The sequence below is a fragment of the Pelagimonas sp. genome, from assembly GCF_058892305.1.
The window spans coordinates 1-24,124 of record NZ_JBZXVN010000069.1; the positions used below are offsets into that span (position 1 = coordinate 1).

Below are 24,124 nucleotides of genomic sequence, written 5' to 3' on the forward strand. Positions count from 1 at the left end.
GCGGCGATCTTTTCCTTTATCGCCGAAACGGGCGCGCGTGCCGAATTGGTGATCCCCGGCCTTGCTGGCAATTACGACAATCGCGGCGTGCATGACGCGCTTTGGATCGGGACTGGGCCGGATCAATGCGCCGTGTCGATGATCCGCCCCGAAGGCCAACCGTCGATGGATTGGGGAACAGCTGTGATAAGCTTTGACCGCCCCGCTTTCCCGACCGGTTTCACCGTAACGATTGGCGATTGCATGGGGCCTTTGACCCGATCCATGCGGGCAGAATTGAACTAGGGCAGCAGGCAGTGCCGACTTACATGCACCAGCCTCTTTTCACCCAATCGTCTATCCGGTAAGGACATCCCAACCGTTAGACACACCCATTCCAATACCCGAGGCGCTGGCACATGAAATTCACTCTTTCCTGGCTCAAAGACCATCTCGACACCACGGCCTCGGTCGATGAGATCGCCGAGACGCTGACCGATCTCGGACTTGAGGTCGAAGGCATCGAAGACCCGGCCAAGGCGCTGGCGAATTTCACCATTGCCAAGGTGACGCACGCCGAACAGCACCCAGATGCGGACCGGTTGCGCGTTTGCACCGTGGCCACCGATGAAGGTGACAAACAGATCGTTTGTGGTGCCCCTAACGCGCGCGAGGGCATCACCGTCGTGCTCTGCAAACCCGGCGACTATGTGCCCGGCCTCGACATCACGCTCAGCGTTGGCAAAATTCGCGGCGTCGAAAGCCACGGCATGATGGCCTCGATGAAAGAGCTTGAGCTGGGTGATGATCACGACGGCATCATCGAGCTACCCAGCGGCAATGTCGGCGACAAGTTCACCGATTGGCTAGCCGCCAACAGCCCCGAAAAAATCGATCCGGTGATCGAGATCGCCATTACGCCAAACCGTCAGGACGCGTTAGGCGTGCATGGCGTCGCCCGCGATCTCGCCGCACGCGGGTTGGGGACGTTGAAACCGCTCAAGGTCGACGCCGTTGCCGGCTCGTTCAAAAGCCCGATCAACATCACGATTGACGACGACACACGCGAAAACGGCTGTGAAGTCTTTGCCGGTCGTTTGATCAAGGGCGTCAAAAACGGCCCCTCTCCCGAATGGCTACAACAGCGTCTGACGGCCATTGGCCTGCGCTCGATTTCGGCGCTGGTCGATATCACCAATTTCTTCACATATGATCGCAACCGTCCGCTGCATGTGTTTGACGCCGACAAGGTGTCGGGCGATCTTCGCGTGCACCGCGCCAAGGATGGCGACACAATGGTTGGTTTGGACGAAAAAGAATACACGTTCAAAGCCGGTCAGGTTGTTGTTTCAGATGACAATGGCGTCGAAAGCATTGGTGGTATCATGGGCGGTCTGGCGACGGGGTGTACCGAAGAAACCACCAATGTGTTTCTAGAGGCCGCGGTTTGGGATCACATCCAAATTGCCCACACGGGTCGCGCTTTGAAAATCAACTCCGACGCGCGCTATCGCAATGAACGTGGCATCGACCCCGCCTACAACATGCAGGCGATCGAAGACGCGACCCAGATGATCCTTGATCTCTGTGGCGGAGAGGCGTCCGAAGTCACAACAGCTGGTCAGGTGCCGGATGTATCGCGGAGCTATCGTTTGGATGCGAAACGCGTGATTTCACTGGTCGGAATGGACATCCCCGAGGCCGAGCAACGTCAGACACTAACCGCGCTTGGCTTCCGTATGGAAGGCGATCAGGCCCATGTGCCAAGCTGGCGCGCCGACGTCAAAGGCGAGGCTGATCTGGTTGAGGAAGTGGCGCGGATTGCGTCGCTGACCAAGCTCGTGGGCAAGCCCCTGCCCCGCCTGCAAAATGGCATCCCCAAGCCGATCCTGTCGCCGATGCAAAAACGCGAACGCACCGCGCGCCGCACAATTGCGACACTGGGCTATAACGAATGTGTGACCTACACATTTATCGACAAGGCCGCAGCGACGCTATTTGGTGGTGGTGATGACGCAACCATGCTGGCCAATCCAATCTCATCCGAGATGAGCCACATGCGCCCATCTTTGCTTCCCGGTTTGTTGCAGGCCGCGGCCCGCAATCAGGCCCGCGGCTATGCGGATTTGGCCCTGTTTGAAGTTGGTCACGCCTTTGAAGGCGGCGAACCCGGTGAACAAAACTTGCAGGTTGCTGGCCTTTTGGTTGGTCGCAGCGGTCCGAAGGACGTCCATGGGGCGATGCGCGCCGTTGATCTGTTTGATGTCAAAGCCGATGCCGAAGCCGCTTTGGCCGCTATTGGCGCACCGGCCAAGGTGCAAATCCTACGCGGTGGCGAAGGCTGGTGGCATCCGGGCCGTCACGGTCGCATTTGCCTTGGGCCCAAGAAAGTCTTGGGGGTCTTTGGCGAATTGCACCCGAAAGTGTTGGACGAACTGGGTGTCAAAGGCCCCGCTGTTGCCTTTGTTCTTTATCCTGAAAACGTGCCCTTGCCGCGCAAATCCAACGCCACGCGTTCTGCTTTGATGCAAAACGATTTGCAGGCGGTTGAACGTGACTTTGCCTTTGTGGTCGATGACAGCGTCGAGGCGCTGACCCTCGTCAATGCCGCCGCTGGCGCGGACAAAGCCCTTATCGAAGAGGTGCGGGTATTTGACGAATTCATTGGTGGCAATCTTGGGGATGGCAAGAAGTCTCTGGCTATCACGGTTCGTCTACAGCCGACCGATAAGACACTGAAAGAAAAAGATATCGAGGCTGTGGCCGAGAAAATCATTCAGAAGGTTAGCAAAGCTACAGGTGGCGAGTTACGCGGCTAACACACCATCGATCTGAAATAACAAAAGGCCACCCAGAACTCCGGGTGGCCTTTTTCGTTTTTAGCCCTTGCCTTGGCCTTGCCCCTTCCCTTGGCCCATGCCCTGACCTTTCCCTTGTCCCATGCCACCGCCTTTGCCGCCCCCACTACGGAAATCATCGGTGGTGATCACGGCGTCGCCGTTTGTGTCCATCATCTCAATCCAAGCCTCAGCCCGGCTGACAAACTCGTCGCGGCTGACCTTGCCATCCTTGTCGAGATCGTTGACCTCAAGGCGCAGATCGTCGGCCGCGTGGCGTCCAAGGCCTTTGCCTTCTTTGCCGTCTTGCGCATGTTCACGCATGTCGCTTTCGCGGGCCTCATCAAAGGCCACGTATTCCTCGGCATCCAAGAAACCGTCGTCATTGGAATCAAAGGTGACAAAGACATCCCCGCGCCGCTCGGCGGCCTCGGCCACGGTGACCTGACCGTCTTCGTTGAGATCCCAGTTTTCAATGAAATGCGCTCCGGGCATTTGCTGTTGGGCAAAAGCGGTTCCAGCGACGAACAAAAGCGGTAATGCGAAACGGATCATGATCTGTCTCCTCCATTTGGTTGGCAGTTACATTCTTGATACGGAATATAACTACCTTTCCGTCGCGACAGGCTGACGCAGGAGCTATTTGGCGCTCAACTCGTCAAACACCTCAAGGGCTTTGCCCGAATACATCAGGCCCGGACCGCCCGCCATTTGGATACAGGTTGCGAGAACTTCTGAGACCTCTTCACGGGTTGCGCCCAGTTTTACCAAGGCTTCGGTGTGAAACAAAATGCAAGGTTCACAACGGGTTGCGACCGCGATCCCCAAGGCAACATATTCCTTTTCCTTAAAGGTCAATGCGCCGTCTTTCTTGACGCTTTTGCCGATCGCCCCGAACCCGGCAACCGTTTCGGGGATCATGGCACCCAATTGTTTGAGTTGCGATTTGGTTTCTGACAGCTTGTCGTTCCAGCTCATGGTAGGTCTCCTATCGTAATTTGCCCCTGACACATCACAATTGCGGAATGCATTCCTTGATCCGGATCATGTTTTGCCGTGATGGGCAAAGGGTCCAGCCCCTCTTGGCCTCAAACGGCCACTTCACCCCGGAGTTTACTTGGCAAGATGACAACAAAGAAAAGGCCCCATGCGAAAGACGCGTGGGGCCATGAGTTGGAGAGTAAAGGTTTGTGTTTTAGCCAAGCAGGCGACGGGCGATGACCTGAGCCTGAATTTCGCCAGCACCTTCAAAGATGTTGAGAATGCGGGCATCGCACAGAATGCGAGACACGGTGTATTCCAACGCAAAGCCGTTACCGCCATGAATTTGCAGCGCATTATCCGCCGCAGCCCAAGCCACACGCGCCCCGAGAAGCTTGGCCATGCCAGCCTCAAGGTCACAGCGTCGGCCTTCGTCTTTTTCACGGGCCGAGAAATACGACAACTGACGCGCAACCATAATTTCGGTCGCCATCATAGCGATCTTGCCGGACACACGCGGGAAATCGATCAAGGATTTGCCGAATTGCTTGCGATCTTGGGCGTATTTCATCCCCACATCCATGGCCGACTGCGCCACACCAATGGCGCGGGCCGCGGTTTGGATACGGGCGCTTTCAAAGGTCTCCATCAGCTGCTTGAAACCTTTGCCGGTTTCGCCGCCCAAAAGGTTTTCACCTTTGACATGGAAGTTATCAAAGCCCAGCTCGTATTCCTTCATACCGCGATAACCAAGCACTTCGATCTCGCCGCCGGTCATACCTTCGGTTGGGAACGGGTTTTCATCATCGCCGGGCGTTTTTTCCGCCAGGAACATCGACAGACCTTTGTAATTGTCGGTCTCCGAGTCCGTACGCGCCAGCAGCGTCATGACATGGGTTCGCGCGGCGTGAGTGATCCAGGTCTTGTTGCCAGTGACTTTCCAATCGCCGTTTTCGTCCTTGACTGCGCGGGTGCGCAGCGAGCCAAGATCAGAGCCGGTATTGGGTTCGGTAAACACCGCTGTGGGCAGTTTTTCACCACTTGCCAAAGCTGGCAGCCATTTCTGTTTTTGCTCTTCGGTACCACCGGCAATGATTAACTCGGCGGCGATTTCCGAACGTGTGCCAAGCGAGCCAACGCCAATATAGGCGCGCGAGAGTTCCTCGGAGACAACGCACATCGACGCCTTGGACATGCCAAGCCCGCCGTATTCCTCGGGGATCGTAAGGCCAAACACACCCATTTCGGCCAGTTCCTCGATGATTTCCATCGGGATCAGCTCATCCTTGAGGTGCCATTCGTGCGCATAGGGTTCGACCTTGTCGACGGCGTAGCGGCGCATCTGGTCGCGGAACATGTCCAGCTCTTCGTCCAGACCGGTTTCACCATAGGTGATGTCACCTTCGCGTTGTTGGATCAGGTCAACAAGACGGGTCCGCGCGGCTTGGGTGTTGGCCCCTTGGGTCAGGGTCATGACCGCATCGGACATCAAAGCGCGGGAGTCATCTTGGGTCAGGCCCATATCCTGCAGACGCACCATTTCGCCCTGGTTCATCTGGATGCCGCCATAGATCTGCCAGAGGTATTCCCCAAAGGCGATCTGGTGCAAGAGCTGTTCCAGCTCACCGAACTTTCCATCGGCTTGCAGACGCTCGGCCCAGCCCTGCATCTGGCGCAGGCTTTCGAGATATGTGGCAAACCAAGCAAGGCCATGGGCAGCGGTTTGGTTGGCTTCGATCAGCCCACCAGAGACGCGGCCATCTTTGCTCACCAGGTCGCGCACCGAACTGCGGGCGGCTTCGAAAACAGTTTCAACCGGGGCAATCGCCGCGCCGGTCAGAGCCAGAAGGTCAGGCAGGATCGCACTGCCAAGGGCCGGGTCTTGTCCATCATGTGCCATGTGTCGCGTCCTTATACTTGTCTTGTGTAGGGTCTAGCCACTTCGCAGATGCAGCGCAACAAAAATACCAATGCTGCGGCGCTATAGTTCAAAAATTGCGCGGTGGAATTTTGAGGTGCACCATGAATAGGCGTGATAAATCACCCACATGGATGCGCTTTTCTCAAATTTACCCCTGCTTTCACTCTGTCTTGGAATTGGCCTTCTGGCCGGGATCGTCAAGGGCATGGTCGGATTCGCCATGCCGATGATTCTCGTTTCAGGGCTAGGGAGCATCATCGCACCGGAACTTGCGCTGGCTGGATTGATCCTGCCGACCTTGGTCACCAATGGCATACAGGCGTTTAGCCGCGGGACAAAAGGCATCTGGACGGCGATCAAGCGGTTCCGCTTATTTATGATCGTCGGTTTGGTCTGCATCCTTGCGGCATCGCAATTGGTTGCGATCCTTCCGGTTGAAGTGATGTTCGCGGTGATCGGCGGACCGATTGTGTTGTTTAGCCTCATGCAACTTGCCGGGTGGCAACCCGAGGTAAAACAAAGCCCGGGTTTGGATGTTTTTGTCGGTATCGGCGCCGGAACGATTGGCGGCATGTCCGGTGTCTGGGGGCCAATGGTTGTTGCCTACCTAACGGCGCTTAAGACCGAAAAGAGTGAGCAAATTCGGGTTCAGGGTGTGATTTACGGATTGGGGGCGGTGGCGCTCACCTTGGCGCATATCGGGTCCGGGATTTTGAACGCCCAAACCGTATGGTTTTCCGCCCTGATGATCATCCCCGGCGTGATCGGCATGTGGATTGGCGGGCGCCTGCACAACCGAATTGATCAGAAGGCATTTCGAAAGGCGACGCTGTTTGTGCTTTTGGTGGCCGGTCTGAACCTGCTGCGGCGGGCTGTAGTTTAGCGCCACGGAAGCCTAGCGAATTAGGTATTCAATTTTGCCCGAAGCCTCTGCAGATTTGCCTTGATTTCGGAAACCGGAGGCGTTTCTGGCAGGTGCGGTTTCTCATAGCTTGTGGGTGGTTTCTCATCTCGTGTGATCAGGAAAGCTACTCCAACACCGATAGGACCAAGTAGGTAGCCCCACACTATCGCTTGAAATGCTTTTTCCGGCGCGCGGTCTCGGGCGATGAAATAACAAAGACTAGCATTAAGAGTTAAAAAGATCAGCCAAAGTAGGCGAATAAGCTCTTGCTCCACGTTGATATCCATTACTTTCTATTGACTTTTACACCAAGCCCGATACGCGCCCGACATTGTTCTAGATAACTCACCAGAGAGTCTAGAGTCTTAGGTTCTTCATCAAAGAGAAAACTAAACGATGGCCGCATTGGCATTTTGTCGCTTTCAGCGCCACATTCTTGAAAAGACTGAAACGAATTGAACTCCGTTTGTTCAAGAGACTGCGAGTAATAGTCCATCCATTCTTTGCGCGCCTTTTCTTCCCCTTTGGTCAAGCGGATAAACAAGGTTGTCAAAGGGCCTAGGGTCTCGACACCTAAATTTAGGCGAACAACCGTAAGGCCTCTGTGTTCAGTCACGTCAAGTCTTGCTACTTCGCGCAAATCAACATGGTTAACAATGACTCTACTTGTCACGGGTTTGGTCGCGCATTTGGAATAATTAGGGACAGTTGTCGTCAATCTAAGCTCACAATTCGAAAGCTCAAAACCCTTAGAAGCGTGTGGGTTCCCGTAATAATGTACATGCGCCTCCAAATCACGAGCGATTTTGCGGCTATTCACATCGGCATAGAGAGATGACGCAAGGCAGATTGGAGCTAGAAGAAAGAGAAACCTCACCGTCCTCGCCGCCTCTTTACCCCACCGCGCTGGCCCGGTTTACCCGCTGTTGAGCGACCGCGTGATTTTACGGCGGCGTCAGAGGCCGCTTCAACAGCGGCTTGCCGTGCCAGCGGATCATCAGCCACAGCAAGATCAACGGCCTCGAGCCGCTTAACCTCATCCCGAAGTCGTGCCGCTTCTTCAAACTCCAGATTTTCGGCGGCCTTGCGCATGTCGTTGCGCAAGCCTTCGAGAACGGTTTGCAGATTGCCACCGGCCACGCCCTTGTCGATCGTTGCGGTGACGCGCGATTGGTCGGTGTCGCCTTTATAGAGACCGGCCAGAATGTCCTCGACGTTCTTTTTCACCGTTTCCGGGGTGATCCCGTGTTCGACGTTATAGGCCTCTTGCTTGGTCCGACGGCGGTTGGTTTCGCCAATCGCCCGTTCCATCGACCCAGTAACGCGATCCGCATACATAATGACACGCCCTTCGGAATTCCGCGCGGCGCGGCCGATGGTCTGGACCAGCGAGGTTTCGGATCGCAAGAAGCCCTCTTTATCCGCGTCCAAAATCGCCACCAATCCGCATTCGGGAATGTCCAAACCTTCGCGCAACAGGTTAATCCCGATCAGAACGTCAAACGCCCCAAGCCGCAAATCACGCAGGATTTCGATCCGTTCAATCGTGTCGATATCGCTGTGCATGTAGCGCACTTTGATGCCCTGTTCGTGCAAGTATTCGGTCAGGTCTTCGGCCATACGTTTGGTCAGGGTGGTGACCAATGTGCGCATGCCCTCAGCCGTGACTTTTCGGATTTCATCAAGAACATCATCCACTTGCATATCCACAGGACGGATTTCCACCGGCGGGTCCAACAACCCTGTCGGGCGGATCACCTGTTCGGTAAACACGCCACCAGATTGCTCAAGCTCCCAGGATGCCGGGGTTGCCGAGACGAAAATCGACTGCGGGCGCATGGCGTCCCATTCTTCGAATTTCAGCGGGCGGTTGTCCATGCAGGACGGCAGACGGAACCCATGTTCCGCAAGCGTGAATTTGCGGCGATAGTCGCCTTTGTACATGCCGCCGATCTGGGGCACGGATACGTGGGATTCATCTGCAAAAACAATAGCATGATCGGGAATGAACTCGAACAATGTGGGGGGCGGTTCCCCCGGAGAGCGCCCCGTTAAGTAGCGCGAATAGTTTTCAATGCCGTTGCACACGCCCGTCGCCTCAAGCATCTCGATGTCGAAGTTGCAACGTTGTTCAAGCCTCTGAGCTTCCAAAAGCTTGCCTTCGCCGACAAGCTGATCAAGCCGCTGACGCAGCTCCTTTTTGATGCTTATGACCGCCTGCTGCATCGTCGGTTTGGGCGTCACATAGTGCGAATTCGCATAGACCCGGATTTGGTCGAAACTACCGGTTTTCTCGCCGGTGAGCGGATCAAACTCGGTGATCCCTTCTAATTCTTCGCCAAAAAAGGACAGCTTCCAACCACGATCCTCAAGGTGGGCGGGCCAGATTTCTAGGCTATCTCCACGCACCCGGAAGGTTCCGCGCTGAAACGCCTGATCGTTGCGTTTGTATTGCTGGGCCACCAAATCGGCGATGACTTTGCGCTGGTCGTATTCCTTGCCGACATGCAAATCTTGGGTCATCGCCCCATAGGTTTCGACCGATCCGATGCCATAGATACAAGACACCGAGGCCACGATGATCACGTCATCGCGTTCTAAGAGCGCGCGCGTCGCAGAGTGCCGCATCCGGTCAATCTGGTCGTTAATCTGGCTCTCTTTTTCGATATAGGTGTCCGACCGCGCAACATAGGCTTCTGGTTGATAGTAGTCGTAAAACGACACAAAATATTCAACGGCATTGTCGGGAAAGAACCCTTTGAACTCGCCATACAACTGCGCCGCCAGCGTTTTGTTCGGGGCTAAAATGATGGCTGGGCGCTGGGTCTCTTCGATAACCTTGGCCATGGTAAAGGTTTTGCCGGTGCCGGTTGCCCCCAACAGAACCTGCGACCGGTCGCCGTCGCGAATCCCACCGGTGAGTTCGGTGATCGCCGTGGGCTGGTCCCCTGCCGGGCTAAACTCTGTGTGCAAAACAAGCCTTTTGCCGCCTTCTAGCTTTTCCCGGGTTTTCACGTCAGGGGCCGGGGAGTTCAGGACAGGCATGGTTTTGTCAGAATGGGCGTAAGGCATGGCGATTCCCGCAATAGAACAAAAGTAGAATTGTACTCATTCCGTCGCAATTCAACCCCCCAAAGCGGTTTGAATGCTGCCACGCGGCAAGTGTTTAAAAACAAACCAAAATGTCGCACTTGACGTAAAGTCACTTGTTATCAGTTTGTTAACAAAACAACCGCCGACCTAATGTGGAATATGACCCAAAAAGACTATTGCGAGAAAGTTTGCGCAAAATGTACCTTTTCAATAAGCAGATGGTTTGACCGCTCTTTGGTGCTGCATTTACCCACCCCTCGCTCCCCGTGGCCCGGGTTTGGTCAAACCGCTGCTTGTCCAGCGCGCAATATGTGACAAATGGGCCGGACTGGGTGCTTGCCCTAAGGCCGGGAATCTCCGATAAACGCCATCGACGAAGGAGTTTCACTATGTTTGCACGCATCTATCAGCCCGCGAAAACTGCGATGTCCTCTGGTCAGGGGAAAACCAAGGTTTGGGTCTTGGAATTTGCACCAGCCTCGCGTCGCGAAGTTGATCCATTGATGGGGTGGACATCGTCAAGTGATACCCAAAGTCAGGTAAAAATTCGTTTTGAAAGCAAAGATGCGGCGATTTCTTATGCCAAAGAGCATGGGATTGATGCACAGGTGTTTGCGCCAAATATACGAAAGCCCAATATTCGCGCACGCGGCTATGCCGAGAACTTCGCCGTCGATCGCAGGGTGCCTTGGACGCACTGATTTTTGTTAATCGGGATCAGGTTGGCGCGGGGTCGGGGTTAAAGTTCGGCGAAGCGTACCTATACCATATATATTGGCGCGTAGCGCTCCTATACCCCAAAGTATTGAAACAGCCTGCTCCTCTTTGAGGGGGATGGCGGTGTGCGAAAACGACCAAACCGTCTGCTTTTTGCTACACAGTCGGGTGACGACGTTAGCCTTTGGGGATTTCATTGCTACCAAACAGGATCTCAACCTAAGTTTCGCGGGCCGAACAGCTTGAGCGTTGAGTAGCCCAAGGCAGGCACTCCTTCCCCATCCATGAAGAGGCAGCAGCGCTTTAGAGGCTGATGTACTTAACGTTCTTTGGCTTGTATGCGGCTGAAAGCTATCCTGTCTCCGCGTAGCTTTCTAAACGGCATGTTCTCGCGCTGCGACTCAGCTGGAGTGATCACACCAGAGCGCAGCCGTCCCAAAGCGGTCACTGCGGACCTGGTCCGGCGCTGCCGTACCGCTTTCTTAAGGCCGACGTGGATTGTCTGATCGGTGTCTCAATGCGTCAAAGCCCATTGTGCGGGAGTAGCGATACATATCTCACAGTCTATAAGCTCTGAAAGCAGACAGGAAATCGCAAAACAAATTTCCAAAATTAAGCGATAGTCCAAGCGCCAATTGGAATCTCAGTCCCCCGTATACACAGTCGGCACCAAACCCTTGGCGATTGATGAACGGAATACTGTGACTTGGGGCCCGCCACGCGATTTTTTGCAAGTTCTACTTGCGAAACAGTCTCCAAATCGACTAGTGCGTCGATGTGAGCGCTAACATCAGAAGGATTCGAACCGTGGCAAGTGATCAAGACTGGTGGCGGGGTTCCGTTACATATCAGATTTACCCTCGCTCGTTCATGGATAGCAACGCCGATGGCGTTGGCGATCTGAAAGGCATTACGTCTAAATTGGATCATGTCGCCGCCTTGGGCGTTGACGCGATTTGGTTGTCCCCGATCTTTACCTCTCCGATGGCGGATATGGGGTATGACGTGGCCGACTACACCGGCATCGACCCGACCTTTGGAACCATGGAAGACTTCGACGCGCTGATCGAAAAGGCCCATGAGCTTGGGCTGAAGGTGATCATTGATCAAGTCCTTAGCCATGCGTCAGAAGAGAACGAATACTTCAAAGAAAGCCGCCGGTCGCGTACCAATGATAAGGCAGATTGGTTCGTTTGGGCCGACCCGAAACCCGATGGTACACCACCCAACAACTGGCTTGCGATCTTTGGCGGATCCAGCTGGGAATGGGACGCGCGGCGACGTCAGTACTATTTCCACAACTTCCTGAAGGAACAGCCCGACTGGAACTTCCATAATCCGGATGTGCAGGACTACCTGTTGGGCGTTATGAAGTTCTGGCTGGATCGCGGCGTCGACGGTTTCCGCCTTGATACAGTGAACTTCTACTTCCATGATCAATTGTTGCGCGACAATGCATGCAACCACCTGCCATGGGCCCAAGAGGCTGTGCGCCCGTTCGAAATGCAGTACACGCTGTTTTCCAAGAACCGGCCCGAGAATATCGGCTTTTTGGAGCGGATGCGCGCTCTGCTCGATCAATACGACGCGCGAACCATGGTCGGGGAAGTTGGCGACAGCCACCATTCTATCGAACTGATGGGGGACTACACCAGTGGTCAGCGCCTGCACATGGCCTATAGTTTTGAGATGCTGGGGCCGGACTTTACCGCCAAACACTTCCGCAGCCGGATCGAGAACTTCTTTGGGAACGCGCCTGATGGCTGGCCCTGCTGGGCCTTTTCCAACCACGACGTGCCGCGCCACGTGACCCGCTGGATGGAGCACGGCGTGTCGCAAGACGCCCTGGCCAAACAGGCGGCGGCGATGTTGTTGGCGTTTGAAGGCTCTATCTGCCTGTACCAAGGCGAGGAGCTGGGGCAAACCGACACCAAGCTGGAGTTCCACGAACTGACCGACCCAGAGGCAATCAACTTTTGGCCAGAAAGACAGGGCCGCGATGGTTGCCGCACGCCAATGGTGTGGGATGCCAAGGCCCCCAATGGCGGGTTCTCAAAGGCGAATGCCACTTGGCTGCCAGTGAAGCCACAGCAGGCCGCCCGTGCGGTGTCTGAACATGGCGATGATAGCGTGTTGTCCACCTACAAAGAGATGTTGGCCCTGCGCCGGTCCTCATCCGAACTGCGTGACGGAAAGATGGCGTTCATCGACACTGAGGAGCCGATCTTGGCCTTCACACGTGGCGATGATGTGGTCTGTGCCTATAATCTGTCGCCGAAAACTGCGGCGGTGACCTTGCCATTTGCGGCCACCGAATTGCTCGGTCAAGAGGCCAAGATGACAGGCCGCGACGTGAAGTTGGGGCCAAACGGGTTCCTCATCGGCCGCCGCACCTAATCGAAAAGACTTCAAATTGAGGCCGAAATACTCTATCAACCATCTAACCAAAGCGCTTTGAGGCCGGAAAATGATTGAACTACCCCCATGTTTGACCTGGAATGATGTCGATGCGTTGTTGATCGGACAGCATGGTGATCCTTTCTCGGTTCTGGGGTGTCACAAACAGGGGCGCAAGGCATGGGTCACCGCTCTTGTTCCTGGCGCGGATCGTGTCACGGCCAAGGTGGGGCGCAAAAAGGTGGAGCTGCCCCGCCTCAAAGACGCGTTGTTTGGTGGGCCTGTACCCAATAGCAAATTCGCGCACACCCTGATTGCGGATTTCGACGACACAGAAGTGGAATTTGAAGATCCCTATCGTTTTGGCCCCGTGCTGGGCGATATGGATCAACATCTGATCGCAGAAGGCACCCACCGCCATTTGTGGAAAGCTCTTGGTGCTCATGTGAGGACACATGAGGACGTGGCAGGCACGCATTTCGCCGTGTGGGCCCCAAATGCGGACCGTGTGTCGGTCGTCGGCGATTTCAATCACTGGAACGGCGCGCAACACCCGATGCGACGCATGGGCCATACCGGCGTCTGGGAGGTATTTCTACCGGGTTTGGGCGACGGTACGCTTTATAAATATGAGATCGCGCCCAAGGGGAGTGCCACCTTCATGAAGGCCGACCCGATGGGGTTCGGTGCGCAGCACCCGCCGCAGACTTCGTCAGTGGTGCGCGACATCACCGGCTATGGCTGGAAAGACGACGCTTGGATGGAGACCCGCGCCAACGCGCAGCAGCGCGACAAGCCAATCTCAATCTATGAAGTGCATCTGGGGTCTTGGAGGCGCGCCGAAGACGGGCGGATGCTGTCCTATAAAGAAATGGCGACCGAGCTTGTGGACTACGCTCAGCATATGGGCTTCACCCATTTGGAGTTCCTACCCATAACGGAATTCCCCTTTGATGGGTCTTGGGGCTATCAGCCCGTTGGCCTCTATGCCCCGACAATCCGTTTCGGGTCTCCGCATGAGTTCCGCGACCTGGTGGAGGCCGCACATAAGGCGGGGTTGGGGGTGATCCTTGACTGGGTGCCTGGGCACTTCCCGTCAGATGCCCATGGATTGGCCCAATTCGACGGCACGCATCTCTATGAACATGCCGATCCACGCGAAGGGTTTCACAAAGATTGGAACACGCTGATCTACAATTATGGCCGAACCGAGGTGCGCAACTACTTGACCAGCAATGCCACCTATTGGCTTTCGGAATATCACATCGACGGGCTGCGCGTGGATGCGGTGGCTTCGATGCTCTACCGCGACTATTCGCGCGATGCTGGCGAATGGGTGCCCAACACCGATGGCGGCCGCGAGAATTATGAGGCCATCGGTTTCCTCCAAGAAATGAACACCGTCGCCTATGGCGAGGTTGCGGGCATCATAACCGTGGCCGAGGAAAGTACCGCCTTCCCTGGCGTGTCGACTCCGGTGGACGCCGGTGGGCTTGGCTTTGGGTTCAAATGGAACATGGGCTGGATGAACGACACCCTGCGCTACATCGAAAAAGACCCGATTTATCGCCAATACGATCATCATCTGATGACCTTCCCCATAGATTTTTCGTTTACCGAGAACTTCGTGTTGCCGATCAGCCATGATGAGGTCGTGCATGGCAAAGGCTCAATGATCGAAAAGATGCCGGGCAATGAGTGGGAAAAATTCGCCAACTTGCGGGCGTATTACGGGTTCATGTGGGGCCACCCGGGCAAGAAGCTGCTCTTCATGGGTTGCGAATTTGCGCAATGGTCGGAATGGAACCATGACGTCTCGCTCGACTGGGACGCGCTGCATAGGGATAACCATCGCGGGATGCAGGATCTGGTGCGCGATCTGAACCATCTGTACCGTGACACGCCCAGCCTGTTCCGCCGCGATTGTGACCCGTCGGGGTTCCGCTGGCTGGCCAACGATCCGGCGCAATCGCTGACCGCGTTTGAACGGCGCGGTGATGCGGGCGATGCGCCTGTGGTGGTGGTCTGCAACTTTACCCCTATAGAACGACAGTGGCGCATTGGTGTCACCGAAGCGGGCGTGTGGGATGAGGTGTTGAATACAGATGCCGCGGCCTATGGCGGTGGCGATCGGGGCAATAGCGGGCAAGTTCAGACCCAGACGGGAGACTGGGATGGACATGCGCAATTCATCGACGTGGTGGTGCCGCCTTTGGCGACAGTGTTCTTGCGCCACAGGTCATAAGGGGAGGAAAACCACATGACACAGACCAACAGATTGGCACAGCGCTCAATGGCCTTTGTGCTGGCGGGCGGGCGCGGATCGCGCCTGCAGGAGTTGACAGATCTGCGCGTGAAACCGGCGGTCTACTTTGGTGGTAAGACACGCATCATCGACTTTGCCCTATCCAACGCGGTCAATTCCGGCATCCGGCGCTTGGCGCTGGCGACCCAATACAAGGCGCATTCCCTGATCCGTCATTGCCAACGGGGCTGGAACTTCTTTCAGGCAGAACGCAACGAGTACCTCGACATTCTGCCCGCGTCGCAGCGTGTCTCCGAAGACATGTGGTATCGCGGTACAGCCGACGCCGTCACCCAGAACATCGACATTATCGACAGCTACGGCATCGACTACATCGTCATTCTTGCGGGTGATCACATCTACAAGATGGACTACGAATTGATGCTGCGTCAGCATGTCGAACAGCGCGCTGATGTGACCGTCGGCTGTCTGACGGTGCCCCGTAAAGAGGCCAGCGCATTTGGTGTAATGGCTGTGAACGAGGCGTCAGAAATCACGTCGTTTCTGGAAAAACCCGCCGATCCGCCTGCAACGCCGGATGACCCAGACATGGCGCTCGCGTCGATGGGTATTTACGTTTTCAACTGGAAATTCTTGCGGGACATGTTGCTAGAAGACGCCGCGGACACCAATTCGTCCCACGACTTCGGCCACGATCTGATCCCCGAGATTGTGAAGAATGGCAAGGCCATAGCACACCGGTTTGACGAGAGCTGCGTGCGTGCCGAAGGCGCGCCGAGCTACTGGCGCGACGTTGGGACGGTGGATGCGTTTTGGGCGACCAACATTGACCTTACAAACTTCACGCCGGATCTAGACCTTTGGGATCGCGACTGGCCCATTTGGACCTACTCTGAAAGCGCGCCGCCCGCCAAATTTATCCACGATGAACGAGACCGTCGCGGCATAGCGATTTCGTCCATGGTGTCGGGTGGGTGCATCATTTCCGGCACTGAGGTGCGCAATTCGCTGCTCTTCACCAATGTCCATAGTAATTCCTATGCGGTTCTGGATCATGCTGTTGTCCTGCCAAATGTGGTGGTGAACCGCTCTGCGCGACTGCGCAATTGCGTGATTGACCGCGGTGTTGTGATCCCCGAAGGCTTGATCATTGGTGAAGACCCGACCGAGGACGCCAAGTTCTTTCGCGTGACGGAGAAAGGCACAACGCTTATTACGCAGCCGATGGTTGAAAAATGGCAAGCCGCACAATGACAAAGGTTCTCTCAGTCACGTCGGAATGCGCCCCTTTGGTAAAAACCGGGGGGCTGGCTGACGTCGCTGGGGCCTTGCCCGGTGCGCTAGCGCCCTTGGGCGTCGAGATGCGTATTTTGTTGCCTGGCTATCCGGCAGTAATGGCACAAGCCAAGGGATTGGTTGAGCAATGGGCGTCGGGTGACTTCTTTGGCGGGCCTGTGCGCATTCTGGCAGGACAGGCAGCGGGGCTTGACTTGCTCGTGTTGGACGCGCCGCATTTGTTTGACCGCGCAGGCAGCATCTATGCCGGCCCCGATGGACACGATTGGCCCGACAACCCAGAACGGTTCGCCGCGCTGAGTTTCGCGGCCGCCGAAATTGCCGCCGGGACCCTTGGCGACTGGCGGCCGGATATTGTGCACGGCCATGACTGGCAGGCAGGCCTAGCACCTTATTACATCCACACTGCAGGCACGGATGTCCGCACAGTGATGACAATCCACAACATCGCCTTTCAGGGGATTGCCAGCGTGGATCGGGCGATGGCGTTACGTCTTGATATGGCGGATTTCACGCCAGACGGCTTGGAGTACTACGGCAATATTTCTGCGCTCAAGGCAGGGCTTGTTTATGCCGATGTGCTGACGACCGTGTCCCCGACCTATGCGGCCGAGTTGATGCGGCCCGAGTTTGGTATGGGATTGGAGGGTGTCTTGACCGCCCGCCGCGCCGATCTGCACGGCATCCTGAACGGGATTGACCAGACCGTGTGGTCACCGGAAACGGACGCAGAAATCAAACCCTACAAAAGCCCACGCGGCAAAGCTGCGAACAAGGCAGCACTTCAGCAGGAATTCGGCCTACCAAAGGCCGACGGCCCACTGTGCGTTGTCGTCTCTCGTCTGACAGAGCAAAAGGGCTTTGACATGTTACTTTCCGCGCTCCCAACTTTGCTGGCGCGGGGCGGTCAATTGGCGTTGCTCGGGTCGGGAGATCCGGCGTTAGAAAAGGCGTTTAAAGCGGTTGATGACCCGAATGTCGCCGTCAAGATCGGCTATGACGAGGCGCTGTCACATCGGATAATCGCGGGCGGTGACGCGATCCTTGTGCCGTCGCGATTTGAACCTTGCGGGCTGACGCAGCTTTATGGCTTGGCCTATGGCACCTTGCCGCTTGTGGCGATGACGGGCGGATTGGCCGACACAGTGATCCCCGCCAGTCCCGCTGCGATCGCCAAGGGCGTCAGCACGGGCTTTCAGGTTTTTCCCGTTGCCACGGGTGCCTTGATCGGAGAGATCGCCAAACTGTGCGACATCTACGCCCAACCAAAGGTCTGGGCCAAAATGCAACGCAACGCTATGGCCCAACCGGTTGGCTGGGACAGCTCTGCGAAGGCCTATAAGGCCATCTATGAAACACTTGAGTGCTAAAACCATATGCAGACTTACCAACTCTCCGCTGGGCGCGCGACGCCCATGGGCGCGACCTTTGATGGCGAAGGTGTCAACTTTGCGGTGTTTTCCCAGCACGCCACAAAGGTCACTCTGTGCCTGTGCAATGAGCGCGGTCAGGAAGAGGTGCGGTTCGATCTTGCAGAACGGGACGGCCATGTCTGGCATGGCTATGTGTCAGGGCTGCGGCCAGGCCAGCAATATGGTTATCGCGTCCATGGCCCTTATGCACCATCGCAAGGGCACCGGTTTAACCCCAACAAATTCCTGATCGACCCCTACGCCAAAAGTCTTGCAGGTAAGCTCACATGGCATCCGGCAGTGCACAGCTACAAGATCGGCCACAGCAATGCCGACCTCAGTTACGACCGCCGCGATTCCGCGCGGTACATACCGCGTTCCGTGGTCGTGGACCCCACATTCAGTTGGGGACGTTCAGAACACCACCGTCATACCCGCCCGTGGTCCGAAACGGTGCTCTATGAAGCCCATGTGAAGGGCCTGACCCGCCTGCGCGAAGATGTGCCCCACCGCGGCAAGTTTCTTGGCATGGCGTCCGATCCGATGCTGGACCATCTTACCAACCTGGGGGTGACAGCTATTGAATTGCTGCCCGCACAGGCCTTTGTGGATGATGGGTTTCTCCAAGAAAAAGGGCTGCGCAACTACTGGGGCTATATGACCTACGGGTTCTTCGCCCCCGAACCCCGCTACATGAGCGCGGGGGACATCGCGGAATTCCAACAAATGGTGGCGCGGTTCCATTCGGCGGGCATCGAAGTGCTGATGGATGTGGTCTATAATCACACTGCCGAAGGCGACCACCTTGGCCCCACCCTATCCTTCCGCGGTTTTGACAATGCGAGCTATTACCGGCTGGCCCATGACCGGCGCTACTACGTCAATGATACGGGCTGCGGCAATACAATCGACATGGACCATCCCTTTGTGCTGAGGATGGTCATGGACAGCCTGCGTTACTGGGTCGAGGTCATGCATGTGGACGGCTTCCGATTTGACCTTGCCTCTACGCTCGCGCGAGAGAACGGGATGTTCAACCGCGATGGGCCGTTTATGCGGGCGGTGCGTCAGGATCCGGTCCTCAACCGCGTCAAACTGATCGCCGAGCCTTGGGATGTGGGACCGGGCGGCTATCAGTTGGGTGCCTTTCCCGCGCCGTTCAAAGAATGGAACGATAAATATCGCGACGACCTGCGCAAATTCTGGCGCAGTGACGCGGGTATGGGCCGTTCGCTGGCCGAACGGGTCGCAGGCTCGGCCCCGAATTTCGACCACGACGGGCGGCCTGCCACCTCTTCCATCAACTTTCTGACCGCCCATGACGGCTTTACCCTGATGGACACGGTGAGCTACAACACCAAACATAACGAGGCCAACGGCGAAGGCAATCTTGACGGCCATGACAACAATTGTTCAGACAATTGCGGGTTTGAGGGGCCGACGGACAACAAAGACGTGAACGCCTTGCGCGCCCTGCGCCGTCGCAACATGGTTGCTACGTTGATGCTGTCGCAAGGGGTTCCGATGATCCTCGCGGGTGACGAATTGGGAAACAGCCAGTCGGGTAACAACAACGCTTATTGTCAGGACAATGAAATCGGTTGGGTCAAATGGGACGGCAGCGATCCGGATTTCCTGACCTTTTGTCAAAACATCATCGCATTCCGTCAAAAGCACCCTGTGTTGCGGCAAAAAAGGTTTCTGCATGGCCATCCCACTGACGAGGGCGGCGAAAAGGATCTTTATTGGCGCCGTGCTGATGGAGGCGAGATGGGCAATGAAGATTGGAACACGCCAAATCTTCGCTGCCTATGCATGGAGTTGCGGATGGCCGAGGGCACGCCTAGCTATGCGCCTCACTTCGCGCCGCTCTATGTTGTGATCAACGGCGGCAAGGCCATAGACATCACCCTGCCGGAGGCCCCAGAGGGGAGCGCATGGTTGCGGGTGATGGACACGGCCAGCGATACGCTAAAGCCCGTTAGCCCGATTGATGTTCACGTCGCTGGCGACACGATTGTTTCTTTTGAGCTCTTACCAACAGATGAGGACGCAAAGTCATGACCCGGCACCTCACCCGCCCGATCGAAGGGCAGAAACCTGGCACCAGCGGATTGCGCAAGAAAACTCGCGTCTTTATGCAGGCTGACTATGTTGAGAACTACGTCCAGTCGATTTTCGAGGCCATCGACGGGGTGGCGGGTAAAACGTTGGTGGTTGGTGGGGATGGTCGGTTCTTTAACGCTGAGGCGATCCAGACAATCCTGCGTATGGCCGCTGCCAACGGAGCTGCGCGCATTATTGTAGGACAAGGGTCCATCCTGTCCACACCTGCAGCCTCTCATCTGATCCGGTTGCGCCAAGCCGACGGCGGTTTGATCCTGTCGGCAAGCCATAACCCCGGCGGTATCGACGCGGACTTCGGCCTGAAATACAACGGCCCAAATGGCGGCCCTGCCAATGAGGCCACGACCGACCGCATCTATGCGATCAGCCAGACCCTTGAGGCTTATCATATCCTTGACGCACAACCAGTGGACCTGAGCGCCATAGGTCAGCACCATATCGCAGACATGGTGGTCGAAGTCGTCGACCCTGTAGCGGACTACGCAGCGCTCATGGAAAAACTGTTCGATATGGACGCCATCGCAGGGCTCTTTGCCAATGGCTTTCGAATGCGCTTTGACGCCATGCACGCGGTAACTGGCCCCTATGCCACAGCGATCCTCGAGGGTCGTCTTGGCGCGGTGACAGGTACAGTAATCAACGGCCAGCCGAGCCCCGATTTCGGCGGCGGCCACCCTGACCCCAATCCTGTCTGGGCCAAGACCCTGATGAACGAGATGTATAGCGACGCGGCCCCTGATTTCGGGGCGGCCTCAGACGGTGATGGAGACCGCAATCTAATCGTTGGGCCGCATTCCTATGTCAGCCCTTCAGACAGTCTCGCAATTCTGGCTGATTTGGCCCATCTGGCCCCAGCCTATGCCGAGGGTCTGGCCGGTGTCGCCCGCTCCATGCCGACGTCTGCCGCAGTGGACCGTGTGGCAGCGGCCAAAGGCATTGACGCTTATGAAACGCCCACCGGTTGGAAATTCTTTGGCAACCTTCTGGACGCAGGCCGCGCAACGTTGTGCGGAGAGGAAAGCGCCGGAACAGGGTCTACCCATGTCCGCGAAAAGGACGGCCTCTGGGCAGTGCTGCTGTGGTTGAACATCCTTGCCAAGACGGGCAAATCCTTACCCCAAATTATGGCCGATCACTGGTCCGCCTACGGGCGAAACTACTATTCCCGCCATGATTATGAAGCCGTTGACAGCCTCACCGCCAATGGCATCGTGGATGACCTGCGGGCACGTCTGGATGATCTGGTCGGACGTGAGATCGCGGGCCTCACCGTCACCCATGCGGACGAGTTCTCCTATCACGACCCTGTCGATGGCTCGGTATCGAAGAATCAAGGAATTCGCATTCGCCTATCTGGCGACGCCCGCATCGTGCTGCGCTTGTCCGGCACGGGCACCGAGGGCGCGACGCTGCGGCTATATCTGGAACGGTTGGAGACGCATTCCCTCGACCTTGATCCGCAAGAGGCGCTTGCCGCAGTCATCGACGCCGCTGAAACACTCGTTCAAATCAAAACCAAAACCGGCCGTACTGGCCCCGATGTCATTACCTGAAGCCCCATGTCAGCATTATCTCAAGCACAACTCTTGCAACTCCGCCTCGATCGTAGCGGACCGGACCTTTGGCCAATGCTGGAGCGCCTTTACGGGCACCGACCGGATTATGACAAATTCCGCAAGGCCCTGCTGAAAGAGCTGAAAACGAGCTGGCGCAACCGGTCTGCCGATCTGAAACGGTTAGACCTGCAACGGGATCTGGAACCGGATTGGTTCCAAAGGTCGAATATGGTGGGCTATTCCTGCTACACAGATCGTTTCACGGGCAAGCTGGCAGACGTGAGCACCAAAATCCCCTATCTGCAAAACCTCGGCGTCAACTACCTGCACTTGTTGCCCTGCTTAAAACCTCGCCCGCGCCCCAATGACGGCGGCTATTCGGTGCAAGATTACCGCGCGATCAACCCCGAGCTTGGCACCATGGACGATCTGGCCGACCTGGCGACGAACCTACGCGAAGCGGGCATGTCTCTGTGTATTGATCTGGTCCTGAATCACACCGCGCAAGAACATGAATGGGCCGAAAAAGCCCGCGCTGGCGATCCCTATTTCCAGGACTTCTACTACTTCTTCGAAGACGACTCGGAACCCAAAGAGTTCGAAGAAAACCTTGTAGAGATTTTCCCCAACGACGCGCCGGGCAACTTCACCTACCTGCCCGATATCAACAAATGGGTCTGGACCACCTTCAACACCCACCAATGGGACCTGAATTGGTCCAACCCGTGGGTCTTTCTCGAAATCGTCAAGGTTACGCTGTTCCTTGCCAATCAAGGCGTGGATGTGCTGCGCCTTGATGCCGTGGCCTTCATGTGGAAACGCAAAGGCACCCGCTGCCAGTCGGAACCAGAGGTGCACATGATATTGCGCGCTCTACGGGCGGCCTCTCGCATCGCATCGGCCTCGGTTATCCACCTCGAAGAGGCGATCACCGGCCCAGCCGAGATGCTCACCTATTTCGGACGCGGAGAGAACGACGGACGCGAGGGCAATCTGGCCTATCACAATTCTCTGATGGTGCAGTTCTGGGGGGCGCTTGCCACCCAAGATACGCGCCTGATGCGCCATGTTTTGGCCGAAAACTTCCCCGAAACCCTGACCAACGCCACCTACACCACCTACCTGCGCTGCCATGACGATATCGGTTGGGCCGTTACCGACGAAGACGCAAGCGCAGTTGGCATATCGGGCCAGTTGCACCGCGAATATTTGTCGAAATTCTATACCGGAGAAATCGAGAGCAGCTTTGCCCGCGGCGAGTATTTTCAGGTCAACGAAGAAACAGGAGACAGCCGCATTTCCGGCACTTTGGCGGCATTGGCGGGACTTGAAAAAGCCTTGGACGAACACGACAAGGACGCCGAAGCATTGGCAGTTCACCGGATGCTTTTGGGTACGGCCTTGATTGCGAGTTATGGCGGCATCCCATTGATCTTCATGGGCGACGAGATTGCGATGCTCAACGCTTATGACTACGCCGAGGATACGCTGCGGGCCCATGACAGCCGTTGGCTCCACCGCCCTGAAATGGACTGGGACCGCGCCCAAGCCCAATTCGGCGCGGCGAAGGCCGTTTTGGACGGCACATCAGCAATTATGAAGCGCCGCAAGGAAACCCCGCAATTACACGGTGCCGTGCCAACCCGTATCCTGTTCCCCGACGCGCCTGAAATCTTTGCCTTCCGTCGGTATGCCGCCACAGGTCCGGTGATTTGTTTGTTCAACTTCTCGGATCGACACGTAGATATTCCGCGAACATGGCTTCTGGACGCCGGCGTCACCGAACACCGCGATCTTCTGTCCGGCGGAAGACTGACCTACAACGGCGAGAGTTTTGGCATGCTCCCTTACGCGCGCGTTTGGGCGGTTTGATAAGGCACCTTCATGTTGCGGTGATTGGGATTCGGTCCTGAGCAAATCTGCTCATCGTTCAAGGCTGGCCGGGCGCGTATAGATCAAATGGATGGCAGTAACCGGTGAAGTTGGGCGCTATTGGTTCAAAACTCTGTTTTCAACGTCTGCCGGCGGGATTTTTTTGCCCTTTGGCTGGTTTTGCCACATCTTAACTCCGATGTTCGGAACATCTTGATCTGTATCGAAAACCAAGCCTCTTTATGGCATTGGCTTTGTTGAGGTAATTTGTCAGCTTGGCACGAACTTGATCCCGGTTTTCGCCCATAGGCTTTTATATAGCCAGAAGCGGTGCCCTCTTTCGGCCAAGATTTCCAAATGTTGGAAAACGCAAAAAATGTCTAAGGCATTCCGTTCGACAGCCACCAAAAGCTCATATTTCAGGTCGGAACTCTCGTTCCCGAGGGGGCACAATATGCAGCGCAAGCACTGCAACCTCTGCCTCAGTTATCGTAAGAGACTGTGCCTGATTACGCTGGACATAGCGCGATTGAGCGCCCTTCCCGTTGTGACGCACACTTTGTCACGTCTCCCCCAAGAACAAGGGGATGATTGCAATATTCAACAATCTCTTCCAAGGAGGTCATGTCCCGAGGCTTTCCTAGTTCAATAGGCAAAGTCAACGCCCACATCACTTACTGGTTTGATCGTCTCGGCATCCAATTTCTGCGCACACGCACAGACGTCCGACATCCTTGTTAAAACAATCAATCCTCCTGTATTTCTG

The 24,124-nt window shown here is 56.1% G+C and carries 17 protein-coding genes; 11 read left to right on the forward strand and 6 right to left on the reverse strand.

The window, feature by feature from the left end; genetic code table 11:
- Both AC5EFR_RS21960 and pheT read left to right on the forward strand, forming a co-directional pair.
- A partial coding sequence (locus AC5EFR_RS21960; RefSeq protein ID WP_493577855.1) for a hypothetical protein occupies positions 1-285 on the forward strand: 285 nt, incomplete at its 5' end.
- Between the two features lie 113 nt (positions 286-398).
- A complete protein-coding gene (pheT, locus tag AC5EFR_RS21965; protein WP_493577856.1) occupies positions 399-2,798 on the forward strand; it encodes a phenylalanine--tRNA ligase subunit beta in 2,400 nt (799 codons plus the stop codon).
- 60 nt (positions 2,799-2,858) lie between these two features.
- Here pheT and AC5EFR_RS21970 read toward each other — a convergent pair whose 3' ends face one another.
- The 3 genes from AC5EFR_RS21970 to AC5EFR_RS21980 form a co-directional block, all read right to left on the reverse strand.
- Positions 2,859-3,371 carry an EF-hand domain-containing protein gene (locus tag AC5EFR_RS21970; protein WP_493577857.1) on the reverse strand — a complete coding sequence of 171 codons (513 nt, stop codon included), beginning with the start codon at positions 3,369-3,371 and terminating at the stop codon, positions 2,859-2,861.
- Between the two features lie 84 nt (positions 3,372-3,455).
- Positions 3,456-3,794 carry a carboxymuconolactone decarboxylase family protein gene (locus AC5EFR_RS21975; protein WP_493577858.1) on the reverse strand — a complete coding sequence of 113 codons (339 nt, stop codon included), beginning with the start codon at positions 3,792-3,794 and terminating at the stop codon, positions 3,456-3,458.
- Between the two features lie 217 nt (positions 3,795-4,011).
- A complete protein-coding gene (locus AC5EFR_RS21980; protein ID WP_493577859.1) occupies positions 4,012-5,697 on the reverse strand; it encodes an acyl-CoA dehydrogenase family protein in 1,686 nt (561 codons plus the stop codon).
- 148 nt (positions 5,698-5,845) lie between these two features.
- On the opposite strand from AC5EFR_RS21980, the gene AC5EFR_RS21985 reads away from it, so the two are divergent.
- Entirely contained in the window at positions 5,846-6,601 is a 756-nt protein-coding gene (locus AC5EFR_RS21985; RefSeq protein ID WP_493577860.1) for a sulfite exporter TauE/SafE family protein, read from the forward strand.
- A 20-nt stretch (positions 6,602-6,621) separates the two neighbouring features.
- Here AC5EFR_RS21985 and AC5EFR_RS21990 read toward each other — a convergent pair whose 3' ends face one another.
- Genes AC5EFR_RS21990 through uvrB form a run of 3 tightly spaced genes read right to left on the reverse strand, consistent with a single transcriptional unit; the run spans position 6,622 to position 9,694 of the window.
- Positions 6,622-6,909 carry a hypothetical protein gene (locus tag AC5EFR_RS21990; RefSeq protein WP_493577861.1) on the reverse strand — a complete coding sequence of 96 codons (288 nt, stop codon included), beginning with the start codon at positions 6,907-6,909 and terminating at the stop codon, positions 6,622-6,624.
- On the reverse strand, positions 6,909-7,442 hold the full coding sequence (locus AC5EFR_RS21995; RefSeq protein ID WP_493577862.1) for a hypothetical protein: 534 nt from the start codon (positions 7,440-7,442) through the stop codon (positions 6,909-6,911). Before AC5EFR_RS21995 ends, AC5EFR_RS21990 begins: the two co-directional genes overlap by 1 nt.
- 53 nt (positions 7,443-7,495) lie before the next feature.
- Complete coding sequence (gene uvrB, locus AC5EFR_RS22000; RefSeq protein WP_493577863.1) at positions 7,496-9,694, reverse strand: excinuclease ABC subunit UvrB; 2,199 nt, start codon at positions 9,692-9,694, stop codon at positions 7,496-7,498.
- Positions 9,695-10,104: 410 nt separating this feature from the next.
- Here uvrB and AC5EFR_RS22005 point away from each other — a divergent pair, with 410 nt between their 5' ends.
- The 8 genes from AC5EFR_RS22005 (at position 10,105) to AC5EFR_RS22040 (ending at position 23,358) form a co-directional block, all read left to right on the forward strand.
- Positions 10,105-10,416 (forward strand): ETC complex I subunit, encoded by a 312-nt coding sequence (locus tag AC5EFR_RS22005; protein WP_493577864.1) that lies wholly within the window; start codon positions 10,105-10,107, stop codon positions 10,414-10,416.
- An 886-nt stretch (positions 10,417-11,302) separates the two neighbouring features.
- Positions 11,303-12,829 (forward strand): alpha-amylase family glycosyl hydrolase, encoded by a 1,527-nt coding sequence (locus tag AC5EFR_RS22010; RefSeq protein ID WP_493577871.1) that lies wholly within the window; start codon positions 11,303-11,305, stop codon positions 12,827-12,829.
- 70 nt (positions 12,830-12,899) lie between these two features.
- Positions 12,900-15,074, forward strand: a complete 2,175-nt coding sequence (glgB, locus tag AC5EFR_RS22015; protein WP_493577865.1) for a 1,4-alpha-glucan branching protein GlgB — start codon at positions 12,900-12,902, stop codon at positions 15,072-15,074.
- 15 nt (positions 15,075-15,089) lie between these two features.
- Complete coding sequence (glgC, locus tag AC5EFR_RS22020; protein WP_493577866.1) at positions 15,090-16,349, forward strand: glucose-1-phosphate adenylyltransferase; 1,260 nt, start codon at positions 15,090-15,092, stop codon at positions 16,347-16,349.
- Positions 16,346-17,761, forward strand: coding sequence for a glycogen synthase GlgA (gene glgA, locus AC5EFR_RS22025; RefSeq protein WP_493577867.1), 1,416 nt, complete (start codon positions 16,346-16,348; stop codon positions 17,759-17,761). The genes glgC and glgA overlap by 4 nt, the downstream gene beginning before the upstream one ends.
- A 6-nt stretch (positions 17,762-17,767) precedes the next feature.
- Positions 17,768-19,867 (forward strand): glycogen debranching protein GlgX, encoded by a 2,100-nt coding sequence (glgX, locus tag AC5EFR_RS22030; protein ID WP_493577868.1) that lies wholly within the window; start codon positions 17,768-17,770, stop codon positions 19,865-19,867.
- Positions 19,864-21,483, forward strand: coding sequence for an alpha-D-glucose phosphate-specific phosphoglucomutase (locus AC5EFR_RS22035; RefSeq protein ID WP_493577869.1), 1,620 nt, complete (start codon positions 19,864-19,866; stop codon positions 21,481-21,483). Before glgX ends, AC5EFR_RS22035 begins: the two co-directional genes overlap by 4 nt.
- A gap of 6 nt (positions 21,484-21,489) precedes the next feature.
- A complete protein-coding gene (locus AC5EFR_RS22040; RefSeq protein WP_493577870.1) occupies positions 21,490-23,358 on the forward strand; it encodes an alpha-amylase family protein in 1,869 nt (622 codons plus the stop codon).
- Positions 23,359-24,124: the final 766 nt, after the last annotated feature.